This window comes from Chondromyces apiculatus DSM 436 (genome assembly GCF_000601485.1).
Classification (GTDB): Bacteria; Myxococcota_A; Polyangia; order Polyangiales; family Polyangiaceae; genus Chondromyces; species Chondromyces apiculatus.
In genome coordinates this window covers 73,074-88,708 of the sequence record NZ_ASRX01000066.1, presented here as the reverse complement: position 1 = coordinate 88,708, position 15,635 = coordinate 73,074, and the positions used below count along the sequence as shown (strand labels likewise).

8 protein-coding genes and 2 tRNA genes are annotated in these 15,635 nt (G+C 72.2%); 6 read left to right on the top strand and 4 right to left on the bottom strand.

Annotation, left to right across the window (positions count from 1 at the left end):
• Nucleotides 1-279: 279 nt before the first annotated feature.
• On the bottom strand, nt 280-1,692 hold the full coding sequence (gene nhaA, locus CAP_RS33050; RefSeq protein WP_044248136.1) for a Na+/H+ antiporter NhaA: 1,413 nt from the start codon (nt 1,690-1,692) through the stop codon (nt 280-282).
• A 140-nt stretch (nt 1,693-1,832) separates the two neighbouring features.
• On the opposite strand from nhaA, the gene CAP_RS33045 reads away from it, so the two are divergent.
• Nucleotides 1,833-5,873, top strand: coding sequence for a serine/threonine-protein kinase (locus CAP_RS33045; RefSeq protein WP_044248134.1), 4,041 nt, complete (start codon nt 1,833-1,835; stop codon nt 5,871-5,873).
• Nucleotides 5,874-5,888: 15 nt separating this feature from the next.
• Here the strand turns inward: CAP_RS33045 and CAP_RS33040 are convergent, their stop codons facing one another.
• Complete coding sequence (locus CAP_RS33040; protein WP_052376460.1) at nt 5,889-6,557, bottom strand: hypothetical protein; 669 nt, start codon at nt 6,555-6,557, stop codon at nt 5,889-5,891.
• A gap of 607 nt (nt 6,558-7,164) precedes the next feature.
• Complete coding sequence (locus tag CAP_RS33035; RefSeq protein WP_044248132.1) at nt 7,165-9,021, bottom strand: hypothetical protein; 1,857 nt, start codon at nt 9,019-9,021, stop codon at nt 7,165-7,167.
• A 221-nt stretch (nt 9,022-9,242) separates the two neighbouring features.
• On the opposite strand from CAP_RS33035, the gene glmS reads away from it, so the two are divergent.
• From glmS to guaB, 3 genes are read left to right on the top strand one after another with little or no spacing between them, the layout of a single operon-like run.
• Nucleotides 9,243-11,075: a glutamine--fructose-6-phosphate transaminase (isomerizing) gene (gene glmS / locus CAP_RS33030; protein ID WP_044248130.1), complete on the top strand. Its 1,833-nt coding sequence runs from the start codon at nt 9,243-9,245 to the stop codon at nt 11,073-11,075.
• 51 nt (nt 11,076-11,126) lie between these two features.
• Complete coding sequence (locus CAP_RS33025; protein WP_052376459.1) at nt 11,127-12,884, top strand: sensor histidine kinase; 1,758 nt, start codon at nt 11,127-11,129, stop codon at nt 12,882-12,884.
• Nucleotides 12,885-12,892: 8 nt separating this feature from the next.
• The gene (gene guaB / locus CAP_RS33020) at nt 12,893-14,347 is read left to right on the top strand and encodes an IMP dehydrogenase (RefSeq protein WP_044248128.1); all 1,455 of its coding nucleotides are present in this window, start codon (nt 12,893-12,895) and stop codon (nt 14,345-14,347) included.
• Here guaB and CAP_RS33015 read toward each other — a convergent pair.
• Nucleotides 14,332-15,048: a hypothetical protein gene (locus CAP_RS33015; RefSeq protein ID WP_044248127.1), complete on the bottom strand. Its 717-nt coding sequence runs from the start codon at nt 15,046-15,048 to the stop codon at nt 14,332-14,334. The genes guaB and CAP_RS33015 overlap by 16 nt on opposite strands.
• Nucleotides 15,049-15,129: 81 nt before the next feature.
• Here CAP_RS33015 and CAP_RS33010 point away from each other — a divergent pair.
• Nucleotides 15,130-15,216: transfer RNA gene (locus CAP_RS33010), tRNA-Ser, on the top strand.
• Between the two features lie 118 nt (nt 15,217-15,334).
• Nucleotides 15,335-15,422 (top strand) — tRNA-Ser (locus tag CAP_RS33005).
• The last annotated feature ends 213 nt before the right edge of the window (nt 15,423-15,635 follow it).

Sequence of the window (15,635 nt, the reverse complement as noted above, 5' to 3'; positions counted from 1 at the left end):
GCGGCGGCCGTGGCGGCGGCGGCCGTGGCGGTGGCGGTGGCCGTGGCGGTGGCGGTGGTGGACGTGATCGCGACCGTGATCGCGACCGCTACTGAGCACGCCGCACCCCGCACCGGGGTCCTCGCAGCCCCGGCACTTCCGGGGCTCACCCGCCTCTGACTCTCCTCACAGCACGTCGCCTCAGAACTCCGGGGTGATCTCGAAGGACGGAGTACCACGTACTCCGAACCCTTCCCCACCCTTCTCCGGGGGGACTGCCGTCACCGACCCTCTCGGTGCTCAGTACTCGTTCGACTTCTCGGCCTCGTCCGGCGTGGTGCTCGCCACGTCGAGGGCGGGTTGCGCCGGCAGGATCAGCCGCGCCGCGAGCATCCCGATCCCTGCGGCGATCGACGAGGCGAGCAGCACCGCCAGCTTGGCGGCGCCCAGCATCTCCGGCGTGTTGAACGCGAGCCCGGCGACGAAGATCGCCATCGTGAAGCCGATTCCCGCCACGCACCCCACCACGAACACGCCGCTGTACTTCACGCCGCGCGGCAGCGAAGCGATGCCGAGCGTCACCGACAGCCAGCTCGCGGTCACGATCCCGATCGGCTTGCCCACGGTGAGCCCCACGATCACCCCCAGCATCACCCGCGATAGCCCCGGCGCGTCGAGCGTCACCCCGCGCACGTCGACGCCGGCGTTCGCGAGCGCGAACAGCGGCATCACCCCGAACGCCACGTAGGGGTGAAGCCAGGCCTGGAGCCGCACCACCGGCGCCAGCGCCTCGCCTCGGGCTTCCCCGAGGCGCATCAGCGGTTCGAGCAGTTCATGGACGTCCCGCCGCTTGTCCTCTGCGAACTGCTCGAACGCCGCCACGCTCTCCTTCGCGGCCGACAGGAACCCCTCCTGCCCGAACCACGGACGCGCCGGCGTCAGCAGCCCCAGCACCACCCCCGCCAGCGTCGGGTGCACGCCCGAGCGGAGCATGCCCCACCAGATCACCGCCCCGGGAGCCACGTAGAGCAGCGGCTTCCGCACCCCGAACCGTTGCATCGCCAGCACCGACAGGATGCCCCCGGCGGCCACCACGAGCCCCTCGACCGCCACGCCCGACGTGTAGAACACGGCGATCACCACGATCGCCCCGATGTCGTCGATGATCGCCAGCGCCAGGAGCAGCACCCGGAGCGCCGACGGGACCCGCTTGCCGAGCAGTGTCAGCACGCCGACCGCGAAGGCGATGTCCGTCGCCGTGGGCACCCCCCAGCCCCGGTGCCCTGGCGGCTCCCGGTTCAGGGACATGTAGATCAGCGCCGGCGCGAGCATCCCGCCCAGCGCTGCCGCGATGGGCAGCGTGGCGCGCCTCAGATCTGCGAGCTCACCCTCGTGGATCTCGCGCCTGATCTCCAGGCCGACCACGAAGAAGAACACCGTCATCAGCGCGTCGTTGATCCAGAAGTGCAGCGGCTCGCGGAGCACGAAGCTGCCGACGCCCACGATGATCGGCGTGTGCCACAGGTGCTCGTAGGACGCCGCCCAGGGCGAGTTGGCCCAGGCGAGCGCGAGGACGGAGGCGACGAGCAACACGACCCCGCTCGCCGCCTGCACGTGGAGAAAGCGCCCGAGAGGGCGGAGGAAGCCCTGGGCGATGCGGTGAGCCCTGGGCCAGGCCTCGGGAGGGATCGGTCTGGGGCCGGCGGCAGCCATGGGGGCGTCAACGTAGCGACTGCCCTGCCTGCTGGCCACGCCAACTGGCGCCACGCTTCGAGGCGCGATGAGCCGCTGAAATGTGCCTCGGAGCCCGTGGCTCTGTTAGAGGAGCCGCGTCCTCTGCAATACTGCCGGCCGTGCGCCCCGGGGACGTCATCGCCGATCGCTTCGAGCTCGAACAGCTCGCGGGTGCCGGTGGCATGGGGGCCGTCTACCGGGCCCGTGAGCGGTACAGCGGCCGCCTGGTGGCCCTGAAGATCCTGCAACCAGGCCCGCGGGAGCACGCGGCGCGCTTCGCCCGCGAGGCCCAGGTGCTCGCCGAGCTCCGGCACCCGGGCATCGTCCGCTACGTCGCGCACGGCCTCACCGAGGACGGGCTCCCGTTCCTGGCGATGGAGTGGCTCGACGGCGAGGATCTCGAGCGCAGGCTCAGCCGGGGCAAGCTCACCGTCACGGAGGCCATCGTCCTCGGCCGCCAGGTCGCCGACGCGCTCGCCGACGCGCACGCCCGCGGCGTGGTGCACCGCGACATCAAGCCGGGGAACCTCTTCCTCGTCGAGGGGAACGTCGCCCGGGTGCGGATCCTCGACTTCGGGGTGGCGCACGTCGCCCACACCATGATCTCGGTCACCGGCGGCGGCGGCCTGGTGGGCACCCTGGGCTACATGGCGCCCGAGCAGGCCCGCGGCTTCCGCGAGGTCGACGCCCGCGCGGACGTCTATGGCCTCGGCTGCGTGCTCTTCGAGTGCCTCACTGGCCGCCGCCCCTTCGCCGGCGAGCACGTGATGGCCATCCTCGTGAAGGTCCTCATCGAGGAGCCCCCGCGCCCGAGCCAGTTCCGAGACGACGTCCCCCTCGCGCTCGACGACCTCGTCTCCCGCATGCTCTCCAAGGATCCGACCGACCGCCCCGACGACGGCGCTGCGGTCGCAGCGGCGCTGGAGGAGGCGGGCGAGGGAACGCCCTCGCAGCGCTCGCGCTGGACCATCCACCCCGCGCTCACCGCGGGCGAGCAGCGCTTCGTCAGCGTGATCGTGGTGGGCGCCGAGGGCTCGGCCACCGAGCGCGCCGACCAGCGCACCCTCACCGAACTCGAGGTGAACGCGCCCTTCGAGCGCCTGGTCACGGCCGTCGAGCCCTTCGGCGCGCGCCTGGAGCGCGTCGCCGACCGGGGCGCGGTGGCCACGCTGTCCGGCGAGGGGAGCGCCACCGATCAGGCCACGCGCGCCGCGCGGTGCGCCCTGGCGATGCGGGAGGCCCTGCCCACCGCACCCGTCGCCGTGGCCACCGGACGAGGCGTGCTCGAGGGCGCCGTGCCCGTCGGCGAGGCCATCGATCGCGCCGTCAGCCTCCTCCGCGCCCACGAGCGCGGCGCCTCCAGCCGCTCGCCGTCGATCACCCTGAGCGCCGTCCGCCTCGACGACGTCACCGCGGGCCTGCTCGACGCCCGGTTCGACGTGGGCACCGACGCCGCGGGCCTCATCCTCCGCGGCATGCGCGAGACCGAGCTGGAGGTGGGCCGCACCCTGCTCGGCAAGACCCTCCCGTGCGTCGGCCGCGAGCGCGACCTCTCCGTGCTCCGTGGGTTCTACGAAGAGTGCGTCAGCGAGCCGCGCGCGCGCGCCGTGCTGATCACGGCCGACGTCGGCGTCGGCAAGTCCCGCCTCGGCCAGGAGCTGCTCCGCGAGATCCGCCCCGACGACGGCCCACCCTTGTCGACCACCACCCTTCCTCTGAGCCGGACCGCGGGCGCAGCGGGGACCGCAGGCGTGGCGAGCACGGCGGGCGCATCCGGCTCCCCGGTCACCCCCGGCACCCCTAGCACCCCCGGCACGCCCGGCACACCCGAAGTCTGGATCGCCCGCGGTGACCCGATGAGCGCCGGTTCGCCCCTCGGCATGGTCGCCCAGCTCATCCAGCGTGCCGCGGGCCTTCGCGGCGGTGAGCCCCTCGCCGTGCGCTGCCAGCGCATCCGCTCCCGTGTCGGCCGCACCTTCTCGGGCGAAGACGCCGCGCGCATCGCCGAGATGCTCGGCGAGATTTCCGGCACCCCCTTCTCGGAGGAGGGCCGCCCCCACCTCGCCGCCGTGCGCCGCGACGCCATGCTCCGCGCCGACCACACCCGCCGCGCCTTCGAGGAGTTCCTCGCCGCCGAGAGCGCCGCCCATCCCGTGGTCCTGGTGCTCGAAGACCTGCACTGGGGCGACCTGCCCTCCATCCAGCTCGTCGCCGCCGCGCTGCGCCTCGCCCGCGAAAGGCCGCTCTTCGTGCTCGGCCTCTCGCGCCCCGAGGTGCATGCGCTCTTCCCCCGGCTCGTCGCCGACCTCGCCGCCCAGGAAATCCGCCTCGACGAACTGTCGCGCCGCTCCAGCGTGCGCCTCGTCCGCCTCGCCCTCGGCGACGAGATCCCCGAGGATCTCGTCGAGCGGCTCGTCAACCAGGCCGCCGGCAACGCCTTCTACCTGGAGGAGATGATCCGCGCCGTCGCCGAGGGCCGCGCGGGGGAGCTGCCCGCGACCGTGCTGGCCATGGTGCAGGCGCGCCTCGCGGAGCTGCCCTCCGAGGCCCGCCGGGTGATGCGCGCCGCGAGCCTCTTCGGCCAGGTCTTCTGGAAGGGAGGCGTCCGCGCGCTCCTCGGCGGGCGCGGCGCCGCCGCCGGCGTCGATGGCTGGCTCGCCTCGCTCAGCGACCGCGAGCTCATCGCGCCCCAGGCCTCCAGCGCGTTCCCTGGCGAGGAGGAGTACCGCTTCCGCCACGCCCTGGTGCGCGAGGCCGCCTACCAGATGCTCACCGACCGTGACCGCAGCACCGGTCACCGGCTCGCCGGCGAGTGGCTCGAGTCCGTCGACGCGCACGACGCCATGGCGCTCGCCGAGCACTTCGAGCGCGGCGAGGAGCCCGCGCGCGCGGCCACCTTCTTCCTCGAAGCCGCGGAGCAGGCCATGCAGGCCAACGACCTCGATGCCGCCATCGCCCGCGCCGAGCGCTCCGTCGCGTGCGGCGCGAGCAAGGAGCTGCGGGGCGCGGCGCGGAGGCTCCAGGCCGAGGCCCACCACTGGCGCGGCGACGTCAGCGAGGGAGGCCGTTGCGGCGAAGAGGCCCGCCAGCTCCTGCCGCGGGGCAGCGCGGGCTGGCTCAGCGCTGCGGCCGAAGCGGCGTCATCGGCGCTGAGCCGCGGCGCCCGCGAGGAGCTGCGCACCATCGCCGAGGACCTCCGCCGCGTGGTGACCGCCGCGCCCGAAGCCGCCGACGTCGCGGTCCTGGCGCGCGTCGCGCAGATCCTCCTGCGCGCCGGCCTCGCCGACGCGGCCGCGCCCCTCATCGAGGTCCTCGACCACACTCCCCGCGAGGCGCACGCCGAGCCGCAGATCGCGGGCCACCTCGCCGCCGTCGTGGGCCTCCAGGCCCTCTTCGCTGGCGACGTCGCCGCCAGCGCCGCCGCCTTCGCCAACAGCGCCGCGCAGTTCGAGAGGGCCGGCGACACCAGGAACGCGATCACCACCCGGGTGAACCACGCCATCGCCAGGCTCTGCCTCGGCAGCTACCCCGAGGCCGAGGCCGAGCTGCGCGCCGCGCTCCCCGAGTGCGAGCGGATGGGCCTCTACCAGCTCATCACCTGGATCAAGCACAACCTCGGCATCGCGCTCCTGCACCAGGGGGCGCTCTCCGAGGCGCGCGTCCTGGAAGAGGAGGCCATCGAGGCCGGCATCGCCCGCGGACACGTGTGGACCGAGGTGAGCGCGCGCTACACCCTGGCGCTCGTGCTGCTCCGCCAGGGAGAGCTCGCCGAGGCCGAGCGAGAAGCGGCGCACGCGGTGGAGGTCTGCGACCAGGCCTTGCCCGCGCGCTGCTCTGCGCTCGCCGTGCTCGCTCAGACCCGCCTCTGGCAGGCGCGCCCTGGCGACGCGCTCGGCCCCGCGACCGAGGCCATGAACACCCTCGTGCAGCTCGGAGAGATCGAGGACGGCGACGCGCTCGTGCGCCTCGTGTACGCCGAGGCGCTCAAGGCGTGCGGCAAGGACAGCGAAGCCCGCGCCGCGATCCACGCTGCCCGCGAGCGCCTGCTCGGGCGCGCCGCCCTCATCGCCGAGGAGAGCTGGCAGCGCCAGTTCCTGGAGGGCGTGCCCGAGAACGGGCGAACCATGACCCTGGCGCGGCGCTGGCTCGAAGTCGCCTGAAGCCGAGGCGGGGCGTTACCGCATGAGCATGCCGCTCTCCGGTCCCTCGTCGGTGCTCGCCAGCGTGAGCCGCAGCGCCTCGCGCGTGGCGGTCGACAGCGGCAGGTGCTTCAGCATGGCGCGGAGCCACGTCCTCGGCCTCCGCGGAGCCACCCACCTGCCGAAGGCATCGAGCGCCTCTCCGGAGCGCGCCATGAGGAACGGCGTCAGCTCGTCGAGGAGCGGCAGCTCGTTGGCCGCGATCCACAGCACGCACGCGCCCAGCGGCTCCAGCCGGTAGCAGCCCGGCGCGATGCGCACCGACCCGTACGCGCGCCCCAGCCACCCCGGCACGTCCGGCGCGATCAGCCAGAGCGGCTCGTGCCCCACCCAGGACGGGTCCTCCTGCTCCAGCCGCTGGACCTGCCGCGCCTGTCGCCGCAGGAGCGCCCGCTCCACGGCCCGTCGGTCCACCGCGTCCCCGGGCAGCTTCAGCTCCGTCATGATCTCCTCGTGCATCCGCGCCTCGGGCCACGGCGCTGGCAGGTGGGTGAGGAGGTCCGTGCGGTGGACGAGGAGCAACCCATCGATTTGCGCCTTCCCCAGCTTCACCTCGAGGGGCTCCTGCCAGGTGACCGCACCGCCGGTGACCTGCTCGGTCTCCTCGATGAACGTCCGCTTCGCGAACACGCCGGTCTGGCCCATACCAGGGCGCGGTAGCACGCCGTCGGCAGGAGGGACCAGCGGGATGAGCCCCACCGCGCACGGCAGGACTGCGGCATTTCGTGGAGGACGTGCGGACGCATGTCGCTCCTCGATGACGGGCACGCTGAACGGTCCAGCGAGGAGCGCACCATGTGCGCAACGGAAGGCGCGCGCGTGTCCCCACTGGCATGACACCTGCGTGCGCCGCCAGGCAACGGCCCACGGTCCGTGCGGCGGGTCATGCACGTCGTGCAACGGCCTCTGGAGCCTCTCAGGTGGCCACTGCACGTCGTGCAATGGGTCTCTGAAGGGCTTCAAGAGGTCGTCACACGTCGTGCAACGGGTCCTGGAAGCCGCTCAGGTGGCCGCTGCACGCCGTGCAACGGGTCCTGGAGGGCTTCAGGTGGTCACTGCACGTCGTGCAACGGGTCCCTGAAGGGCTTCAGGTGGCCACTGCACGTCGTGCAACGGGTCCTGGAGCCCTCCAGGAGGTTCACTGCATGCCGTGCAATGACTCCCGGAGCGTCTGGAGCGCTGGTGTCATGGTTCGCGCGGCGGGGCCGTGGGGAAACTCACCTGGCGCGCGCCCTGGAGACCCGGTTCCGACCTACCGGGGTTGGCTCTTCGCGAGCGGGGAGGTGGCCGCCGGCTCGGCGGGGTCGAGCCTCCCGAGCAGCACCCTCAGCGGACGCACCCGGTAGTAGAGGCTCCGCTTCGGCGCCTCCGCCATGATCCCTTCCCAGGTCCTCCGGCGGGGGCGCTTCATCTGATCGGCGAGGCCCGCGGGGAAGCCGGTCACCGGATCGCTCCACTCCACCAGGATGGCGTGCTGGTGGATCCGGTCGTCCCGCTTCAACCCGTGGATGGCCACCACATCGCCGGGCTGCACGTCGTCCGCGTGGTCGACGAGGTTCTGGAAGAACTGCTCGCGCGCCCCGAACTGGACGCGCTCCTCGCCCTGGAAGCGCCGCACCTCGAAGAGGTCGGGCCGCTCCTCGGCGAACTCTCCGAACGCGAGGACCGCGCGCCGGTTGGGAATGCCCGTGTCGTTGAAGTCGAGCTTTCCGCGCACCCGGGCGGGGCGCTCCCCGCGGCCCGTGAACCACGTCCCGGCGGCGCGCTCGTACGTATCGAGCACGAAGTCCACGCAGACCTGGGGCGGCCACGCCTTGCCGGCGCTGTCGAACACTGGATACGACGTCTCGTCGACCTGGAAGCTCTGCTGACCGCGCAGGTAGGCATCCATCCAGACGGGCCTGAGCTGTCCATCGCGATCGGGCCCCTCTTCCCCGCTGGGCCGATCGAAGCGCAGCCCCTCCGCCACCAGATCGCCGACCACCCCGCGCATCTCGGCGAGGGCCCGCCGCTTCCAGGCCGACGCCTGCTGGATGGCCGCCACGGCGGCGCGCGTCTCGGCTTTCTCGGCGATGCACCCGAGCTTCAGGGCGGCCCCCTCTGCGTCGAGGACCGCCTCGACCCAGAGCGGCGCGCCCGCTGCCGTCGCCTGCAGCGTCGTTCCCTGCGGTGCCGTCCCTTGCGGCGCGTTCGCCGCTGCCGTCGTCTGCGTCGTGCTCGCGGGGATCACCGCTGGCGTGCCCGCTGTCGCTCGCTGAGGTGCGCTCGCAACCGTCGCGCCTGCAGCAGCCTCGCGCGGAGGCGTGAAGCGCAGCGCGACCAGGAGCGCGTGCGGCGTCCGGTGCAGCACGCGGGCGCGATCGAAGCCGACCTCCTCGGCGAGGGCGCGCAGGTCGCGGTGGAGCGGAGCATCGAGCGCCTCTGCCGTCAGCGCCACCCGGTCGCCGAAGAGCAGGTCGGCGCGGCGGCCGTCGAGGGCGCCGCCGGTGTGCCGGTAACTGGTGACCGCGCGTCGACCTTGCCCCTCGGTCGTGCGGCGCAGCGTGTGCCGCTCCGCGCCTCGCAAGAGCCAGATTTCCGGCTCGTCGAAGAGGTCGGTGAGCTCCAGCGAGGTGACCATGGCCAGCGCGTCACGGGGCTCGGCGCTGTACACGTACCCCTCCCGGAGCAGGAGCGCGCGCAGTGCGGCAGGGTCCCCCTTGTGCCGGGAGCGCAGCTTGACCACCCGGTCCCCGGGGCGACCTGCGTCGAATGCGCGGCGCGAGGCGAGGAGCGCGGGCGTGATCGCCGCGAGCGCCTCGTCGGACGTGGGGCGCGGCTCGCGGACCAGCACCAGTGGCTCGCCGCGGGCACGCCCCAGGATGGCGAGGCGTTGCGCCTCGAAGGCTGGCGCGCCGCCCTGATCGCGCTCCTCCCGGAGGCCCGCGACGCGGGCGCTGCACAGCGCCATGGCGGCGTCGGTCGGTACGGCACGCGCCACCCCGGCGCGCGCCCCGTGGCCATCCCGTGCGCCCGAGGTGAGCGGTGTCCCTGCGTCGGGTGCGCCCCGGTCGGCGCAACCCACGGTGAGGAAGAGAGCCAGGGAAACCAGGAAAAGCGAAGAGCGCATCGCCGACTCCAGCAAGAAGTAGCGTGCCGTGCGCACCGTGTCGCCGCCTCCGGCATCGGTAGGTGAACGCCCTGAACGCCGCCTCCCTTTCAAGGGTGGCGTCCCCGGCTCTGGGCGGTCACGAAGGTGGATCCGGGATTTGCTTTGCGCCGCGCGCTCTCGCGGTAACCTTGGCGTTTGATGCGGCGGGCAGGGGCGCTCGCCAAGAGGTGAGGCAGCTCATGTGCGGCATCGTCGGGTACGTTGGATCGAAGAACGCGGCGCCGATCATCGTCGAGGGGCTCCGGAAGCTGGAGTACCGCGGCTATGACTCGGCAGGGATCGCCATCCACGACGGCAAGGGCATCGAGATCGTCCGGACGCTCGGCAAGCTGGCTCGCCTCAGCGAGGCGCTGGAGAAGCGCACCCTGGAAGGAGGCACGGGGATCGGGCACACCCGCTGGGCGACCCACGGACGGCCGAGCGAGGTGAATGCGCACCCCCACTCGTCGGGTCCGGTCGCGCTCGTGCACAACGGCATCATCGAGAACTACGTCGCCATCCGCCATGAGCTGGAGGGGCAGGGCGTGAAGTTCTCGTCGGACACCGACACCGAGGTGATGGCCCACCTCATCCACCGCGAGCTGTCGCGCGGCGTGAAGCCGCTCTTCAAGGCGGCCCAGAACGCGCTCAAGCTGGTGCACGGCGCGTACGCCATCGCGGTGATGAGCCGCGACGAGCCGGGCGTGGTGGTGGTGGCGCGCTACGGATCGCCGCTGGTGCTCGGCGTCTGCGAGGGCGAGTCGATGTGCGGCAGCGACATCCCGGCCCTCCTCTCCCACACCCGCGACATGATCTTCCTGGAGGACGGCGACGTGGCCGAGCTGCGCGCCGACGGCATCCGCATCGAGACCGTCTCCGGCGAGATCGTGCAGCGCAAGGTGCGCCGCATCGACTGGAGCCCGGTGATGGCCGAGCGCGGCGGCTACAAGCACTTCATGCTCAAGGAGATCCACGAGCAGCCCGACGTCGTGGAACAGACCCTGCGCGGGCGCATCGACGTCGTGAACGGCGACGTGTACGCGACCGAGATCGGCGTCACCCCGGAGGCCGCACGCGCGATCAAGCGAGTGTACATCACCGCCTGCGGCACCAGCCACCACGCGGGTATCGCGGGGCGGTACTGGATCGAGCAGCTCGCGCGGGTGCCGACGGTGGTCGAGCTCGCGAGCGAGGTGCGCTACCGCGACCCCATCTTCTACCCGGACGATCTGGTGATCGCGATCAGCCAGTCCGGCGAGACGGCGGACACCATCGCGGCGCTCAAGGCGGCGAAGGCGCAGGGCGCGAAGGTGCTGGCGCTCTGCAACGTGGTCGACAGCGCGATCCCCCGCGCCTCGGACGGCGCGCTCTACACCCACGCCGGACCCGAGATCGGCGTCGCCTCGACCAAGTGCTTCACGACGCAGCTCGCCGCGCTCCTGATGCTCGCGGTCTACCTCGGGCGGCGCCGCGAGACGCTGGCGGAGGACAGGGCGCGCGAGATCCTCCAGGCGCTCCTCGAGATCCCGGGGCAGATGCGCGACGTGCTCGGCGACGCCGACTACGTGCACGCCATCGCCAAGAAGATGGTGCACGCGAAGGACGTGCTGTTCCTCGGGCGCGGGCTCGGCTTCCCCATCGCGCTGGAGGGTGCGCTGAAGCTCAAGGAGATCTCCTACGCCCACGCCGAGGGCTACGCCGCGGGCGAGATGAAGCACGGACCCATCGCGCTCATCGACGAGAGCCTGCCGGTCGTGGTGATCTGCCCGCGCGACGCGCACTTCGAGAAGACCGTCTCCAACCTCGAAGAGGTGCGCGCCCGCGAGGGGCAGGTGATCGCCATCGCCACCAAGGGCGACGAGCAGATCCTGGAGAAGTCGCAGTTCCAGGTGTGGCTGCCCAAGGTGCGCGACGAGGTGCTGCCCCTCCTCACGGTGCTGCCCCTGCAGCTCATCTCGTATTACGTCGCCAACCTGAAGGGCAACGACGTCGACCAGCCCCGCAACCTCGCCAAGACCGTCACCGTCGAGTAGCCGCGACGAGCCCCTCTGCGGATCCGCGTCGAGCCGGTATCCTCGCCGGCCATGCGGATCCTCGGCAGGACGGAGCGTCGCTTCGTCATCGCCATCCTGGTGACGGCGCTCATCCCTCTCGTCGCCAGCATCCTCATTGCGCGGGCGGTCATCACCCGGGTCTCGGCGACGGCGTACCAGCCGGAGTTCGGCGCCCACCTGGAGCGCGCGCTCGGGGTGTATGCGGACCTGGCCACGGCCATCAAGCAGCGCATGCGCGCCGAAGCCGAGGCCATCGCCTCGACCGAGGAGCTCCGGCGCGCAGCGTTCGCAGGGGATGCCGCGGCGCTGGATCCAGCCCTGGAAGGCGCCTTCACCAGGTTCCCGGCGCTGGTGTCGCTGCGGGTGGAGGGGTGCGACGGCGCGCTGCGACGGGCGCGAGATCGCGGTCGCGCGGTGGATCCGGAGACAGAGAAGACCCTCACCGTGCGCCGCGCGCTGGAGCGGTCGGGGGCGGCTCCAGGGGAGGTGGACGCCTGCACGGAGCGGCCCGACGAGGTGCGGGTGCTCGCGGCCACCTTCGCCACGCCTGCCGCGCGGTTCGGGGAGCTGGAGGGCGCGCAGGCGTTCGCCCAGGCCTACCACCAGCTCGTGCGCGAGCACCGCGAGGAGTACCTGGACCGGACGTACCTGCGCACCTTCGCCGCGCTGATCGGGCTGACCATCCTGATGGCGGTGGTCGCCGGGGTGCTCCTCGTGCGCCCGGTGGTGCGCCGGCTGGGGCGGCTGGCGCAGGCGATGCGGCCCGTGGCGGAGGGCGATCTGTCGGTGCGAGCGGCGATCCCCGGGCAGGACGAGGTGGCCGACCTCGGTCGGGCCTTCGACCGGATGCTGGAGGAGCTGCAGCGCAGCCGCACCCGCCTGGAGTTCCTGCGGCGGATGAGCGGATGGCAGAAGGTGGCGCGGCGGCTCGCCCACGAGATCAAGAACCCGCTCACGCCGATCCAGCTCGCGGTGCAGGAGTGCCACCGTCGCTACAAGGGTGGCGACGCGGGCTACCAGCGGGTGCTGCAGACGACGCTGGAGGTGGTCGAGGAGGAGGTGGGATCGCTGCGGCGCCTCGTGAGCGAGTTCGCGAGCTTCGCGCGGCTGCCGCGGCCGGCGCTGGAGGAGACGGACCTCGGCGCCTTCCTGCGTGAGCAGGCCGAGCGCCTCGACGCCGGTGGGGGCGGGGAGGGGAGCGAGCCCGGGGGAGACAACTGGGTGGGGTCGGTGGACCTGCTCTTCGATCTGCCGGGCGACCCGATGCCCGCGTTGCTCGACCGGGAGATGTTCCACCGCGCGCTGACGAACATGGTGCGCAATGCGGCGCAGGCGCTGCGTGATGCGCGCGAGCCGCGCGAGACGCGTGAGACGCGTGAGACGCGTGAGACGCGTGAGACGCGTGAGGCGACGGACGGGGAGGGGACCTCGGAAGCTCGCGCGCTCTGGGGGCACATCCAGGTCTCCACGCGGGTCGAGGGATCGAGCTACGTCATCGACGTGGATGACGACGGGCCGGGGATCGAGCCCTCGGTGCGGGAGTCGATCTTCGACCCCTACGTGACCACCCGGCGCGACGGGACGGGACTCGGGCTGAGCATCGTGAAGAAGATCGTGGTGGATCACGGAGGGACCATCGACGTCCTCGCCTCACCGCTCGGGGGCGCCCGCTTCGAGATCCGCATCCCGCGCGCGGGGACCCCGGAAGCGCGCGCGGCGCTGGTGGAGCAGCGGCGCGCCGCGGAGGAGGATGAGGGCACCGTGGCGTCGGTCCCATCGCTGCGCTAAGGGGCCGCATGCTCGACGACAAGCTTCGCGAATGCCTGACGTTCGATGACGTCCTGCTCGTCCCGGCCTACAGCGAGGTGCTGCCGGGTGAGGTGAACGTCCGTACCCGCCTCACGCGCAAGATCGAGCTGAACATCCCCCTGCTCAGCGCGGCGATGGACACGGTGACCGAGGGTCAGACGGCGATCGCCATGGCCCGCGCGGGCGGGATCGGCATCCTCCACAAGAACATGTCGCCGGCGCAGCAGGCCCGCGAGGTGGAGCGGGTCAAGCGCGCCGAGAGCGGCATGATCATGCAGCCGGTCACGGTGGGGCCGGAGGAGTCGCTGCGGAGCGCGCTGGCGATCATGCGGGAGCACGACATCAGCGGCGTGCCGGTGGTGGAAGGCGAGAGGCCCGTGGGGATCTTGACGGCGCGCGACATCCGCTTCGAGCAGAAGCTCGATCAGCCCGTGAAGGCGCTGATGACGAAGGAGCTGGTCACGGTGCCGCCGGGCGTCTCCAAGGAGGACGCGAAGGCGCTCCTGCACCAGCACCGCATCGAGAAGCTCCTCGTGGTGGAGGGGGGGCGGCTCATCGGCCTGATCACCATCAAGGACCTGCTCCAGGCCGATCTCAACCCGGACGCGAGCAAGGACGCAGGCGGCCGGCTGCGGGTCGGTGCGGCGATCGGTCCGTCGGCGGACTGCGACGAGCGCGCCGAGGCGCTGCTCGCGGCCGGCGTGGACGTGCTCGTGGTGGACACCGCGCACGGGCACTCGCGGGGCGTGCTCGACGTGGTGCGGCGCGTGAAGGGCCGCCACCCGGAGGTGCAGGTGATCGCCGGGAACGTGGCCACGCCCGAGGGGACCGAGGCGCTCATCGACGCGGGCGCCGACGCGGTGAAGGTGGGCATCGGGCCGGGGAGCATCTGCACGACGCGGGTGGTCGCCGGCGTGGGCGTGCCGCAGATCACCGCGATTGGTGACTGCGCGCGCGTGGCGGACAGGCACGGCGTCCCGGTGATCGCCGACGGCGGCATCAAGTACTCGGGTGAGGTGACCAAGGCGATCGCGGCGGGCGCCTCGTGCGTGATGATCGGCTCGCTCTTCGCCGGCACGGACGAGTCACCCGGGGACCTCGTGCTCTACCAGGGGCGGAGCTACAAGGTGTACCGGGGCATGGGATCCATGGGCGCGATGCGCAAGGGATCGAAGGATCGCTACGGGCAGGGAGGCGCCGCCGACGAGAAGCTGGTGCCCGAGGGGATCGAGGGGCGGGTGCCGTACCGCGGGTCGCTGACGTCGATCCTCTACCAGCTCGTGGGAGGGCTGCGCTCGGGGATGGGCTACTGCGGCTGCGCGACGGTCGCGGAGCTGCGCGAGAAGGCGCGCTTCGTGCGGATCACGTCGCAGGGTCTCCGCGAGAGCCACGTGCACGACGTGATCATCACCGAGGAAGCGCCCAACTATCGGACGACCTGACCGCCGCGCGCGGCGCGCCTGCCGCCGCCCGAGATGAAGGGGCGGACGTCGAGGCGGTAGGCGACGCCGAAGCGGAGGCCGAGCATGACCGTGCTGCCCGCGCCCGTGGCGCAGGCGTCGATCACGTCGGAGGAGAGGCTCAGCACCTCGGCGCCGGCCCCCGCAGTGAGCGCGAACCTGCTGCCGGCGGTGACCCAGCCCGAGAGCCCGGCGCGCAGGCCGAGGCCGGGGCGATCATTCCCGGAGCACGAAAAGTTCGTGGAGCCTCTGGCCAGGTCGGTGACGCCCACGAGGTCGACGCTCTGCCAGGCGAGCCCCGGTCCGATCTCGATGCCCATGCCTGCGCGGCCTCCGGCGCCGAAGTCGAGGCGAAGCGCGGCCCAGAGGGCGTTCATGTCGCGCGAGACCTCGAAGGTGCCGAGGTCGCTGGTGGCGCTGCGCTCGCGTCCGAGGCCGAGGTGCTGGAAGGCGAGCCCCAGTGAGAAGGAGGGCGTGGGGGCGAGGTAGGCGGCCGCTTCGAGATCGAGGCCCACCCGGTCGACGGGCGCGAGATCCGGCGGGTCGTCCGCGCGCACCGCCATCCCGACGCGGCCGTCGAACTCCAGGGTGATGGGCTCATCTTCTGCCGCGCTGGCGGAGCCGACGAGGGTCAGCGCCGTGGCCAGGGCGGAGGCCAGTCGGGAGGAAGCCAGGTGACGCACTCCCCCGCCTTATCACACTGCCCTCCCGTCCCGGTCACGCGGTGCTTGACCATCCGACCACGCTTTGCCATGTTGCGCCGCGGAGAGGTGACCGAGAGGCCGAAGGTGCCTGATTCGAAATCAGGTGTACCCGCAAGGGTACCGCGGGTTCGAATCCCGCCCTCTCCGCTGAAGTTGGCTGTCGCATGAATCGCCGGCCGTCGTGCTGCTGGATCCGTGGCTCTCTCGACGAGAGCGCCGAAGGTCCGGCGGAAGGCGTACCCGGCGAGCGGCAAGCCGCGCTCCTGGAGAGGTGACCGAGTGGTCGAAGGTGCACGACTGGAAATCGTGTGTACGGCAACGTACCGCGGGTTCGAATCCCGCCCTCTCCGCCAGCCCTGAAGCGACGCGACCCGAGGCAACGCGACCCGGAGCAGGCGTCGCTGCGCAGTGTCCACCTGTGCGTGCAGCCTCCGCAGCCAGGAGCTGACCGAAGAGCGTCGCGAGCGCCCTGCAGTTCGCGAGCACCCCGCGGCCAGGGAGGCCGACCGAGGAGCCCTCTCGGAGTTCGAGAGATGCCGACCGACGATGCGGGTCGCGTCGCAGCT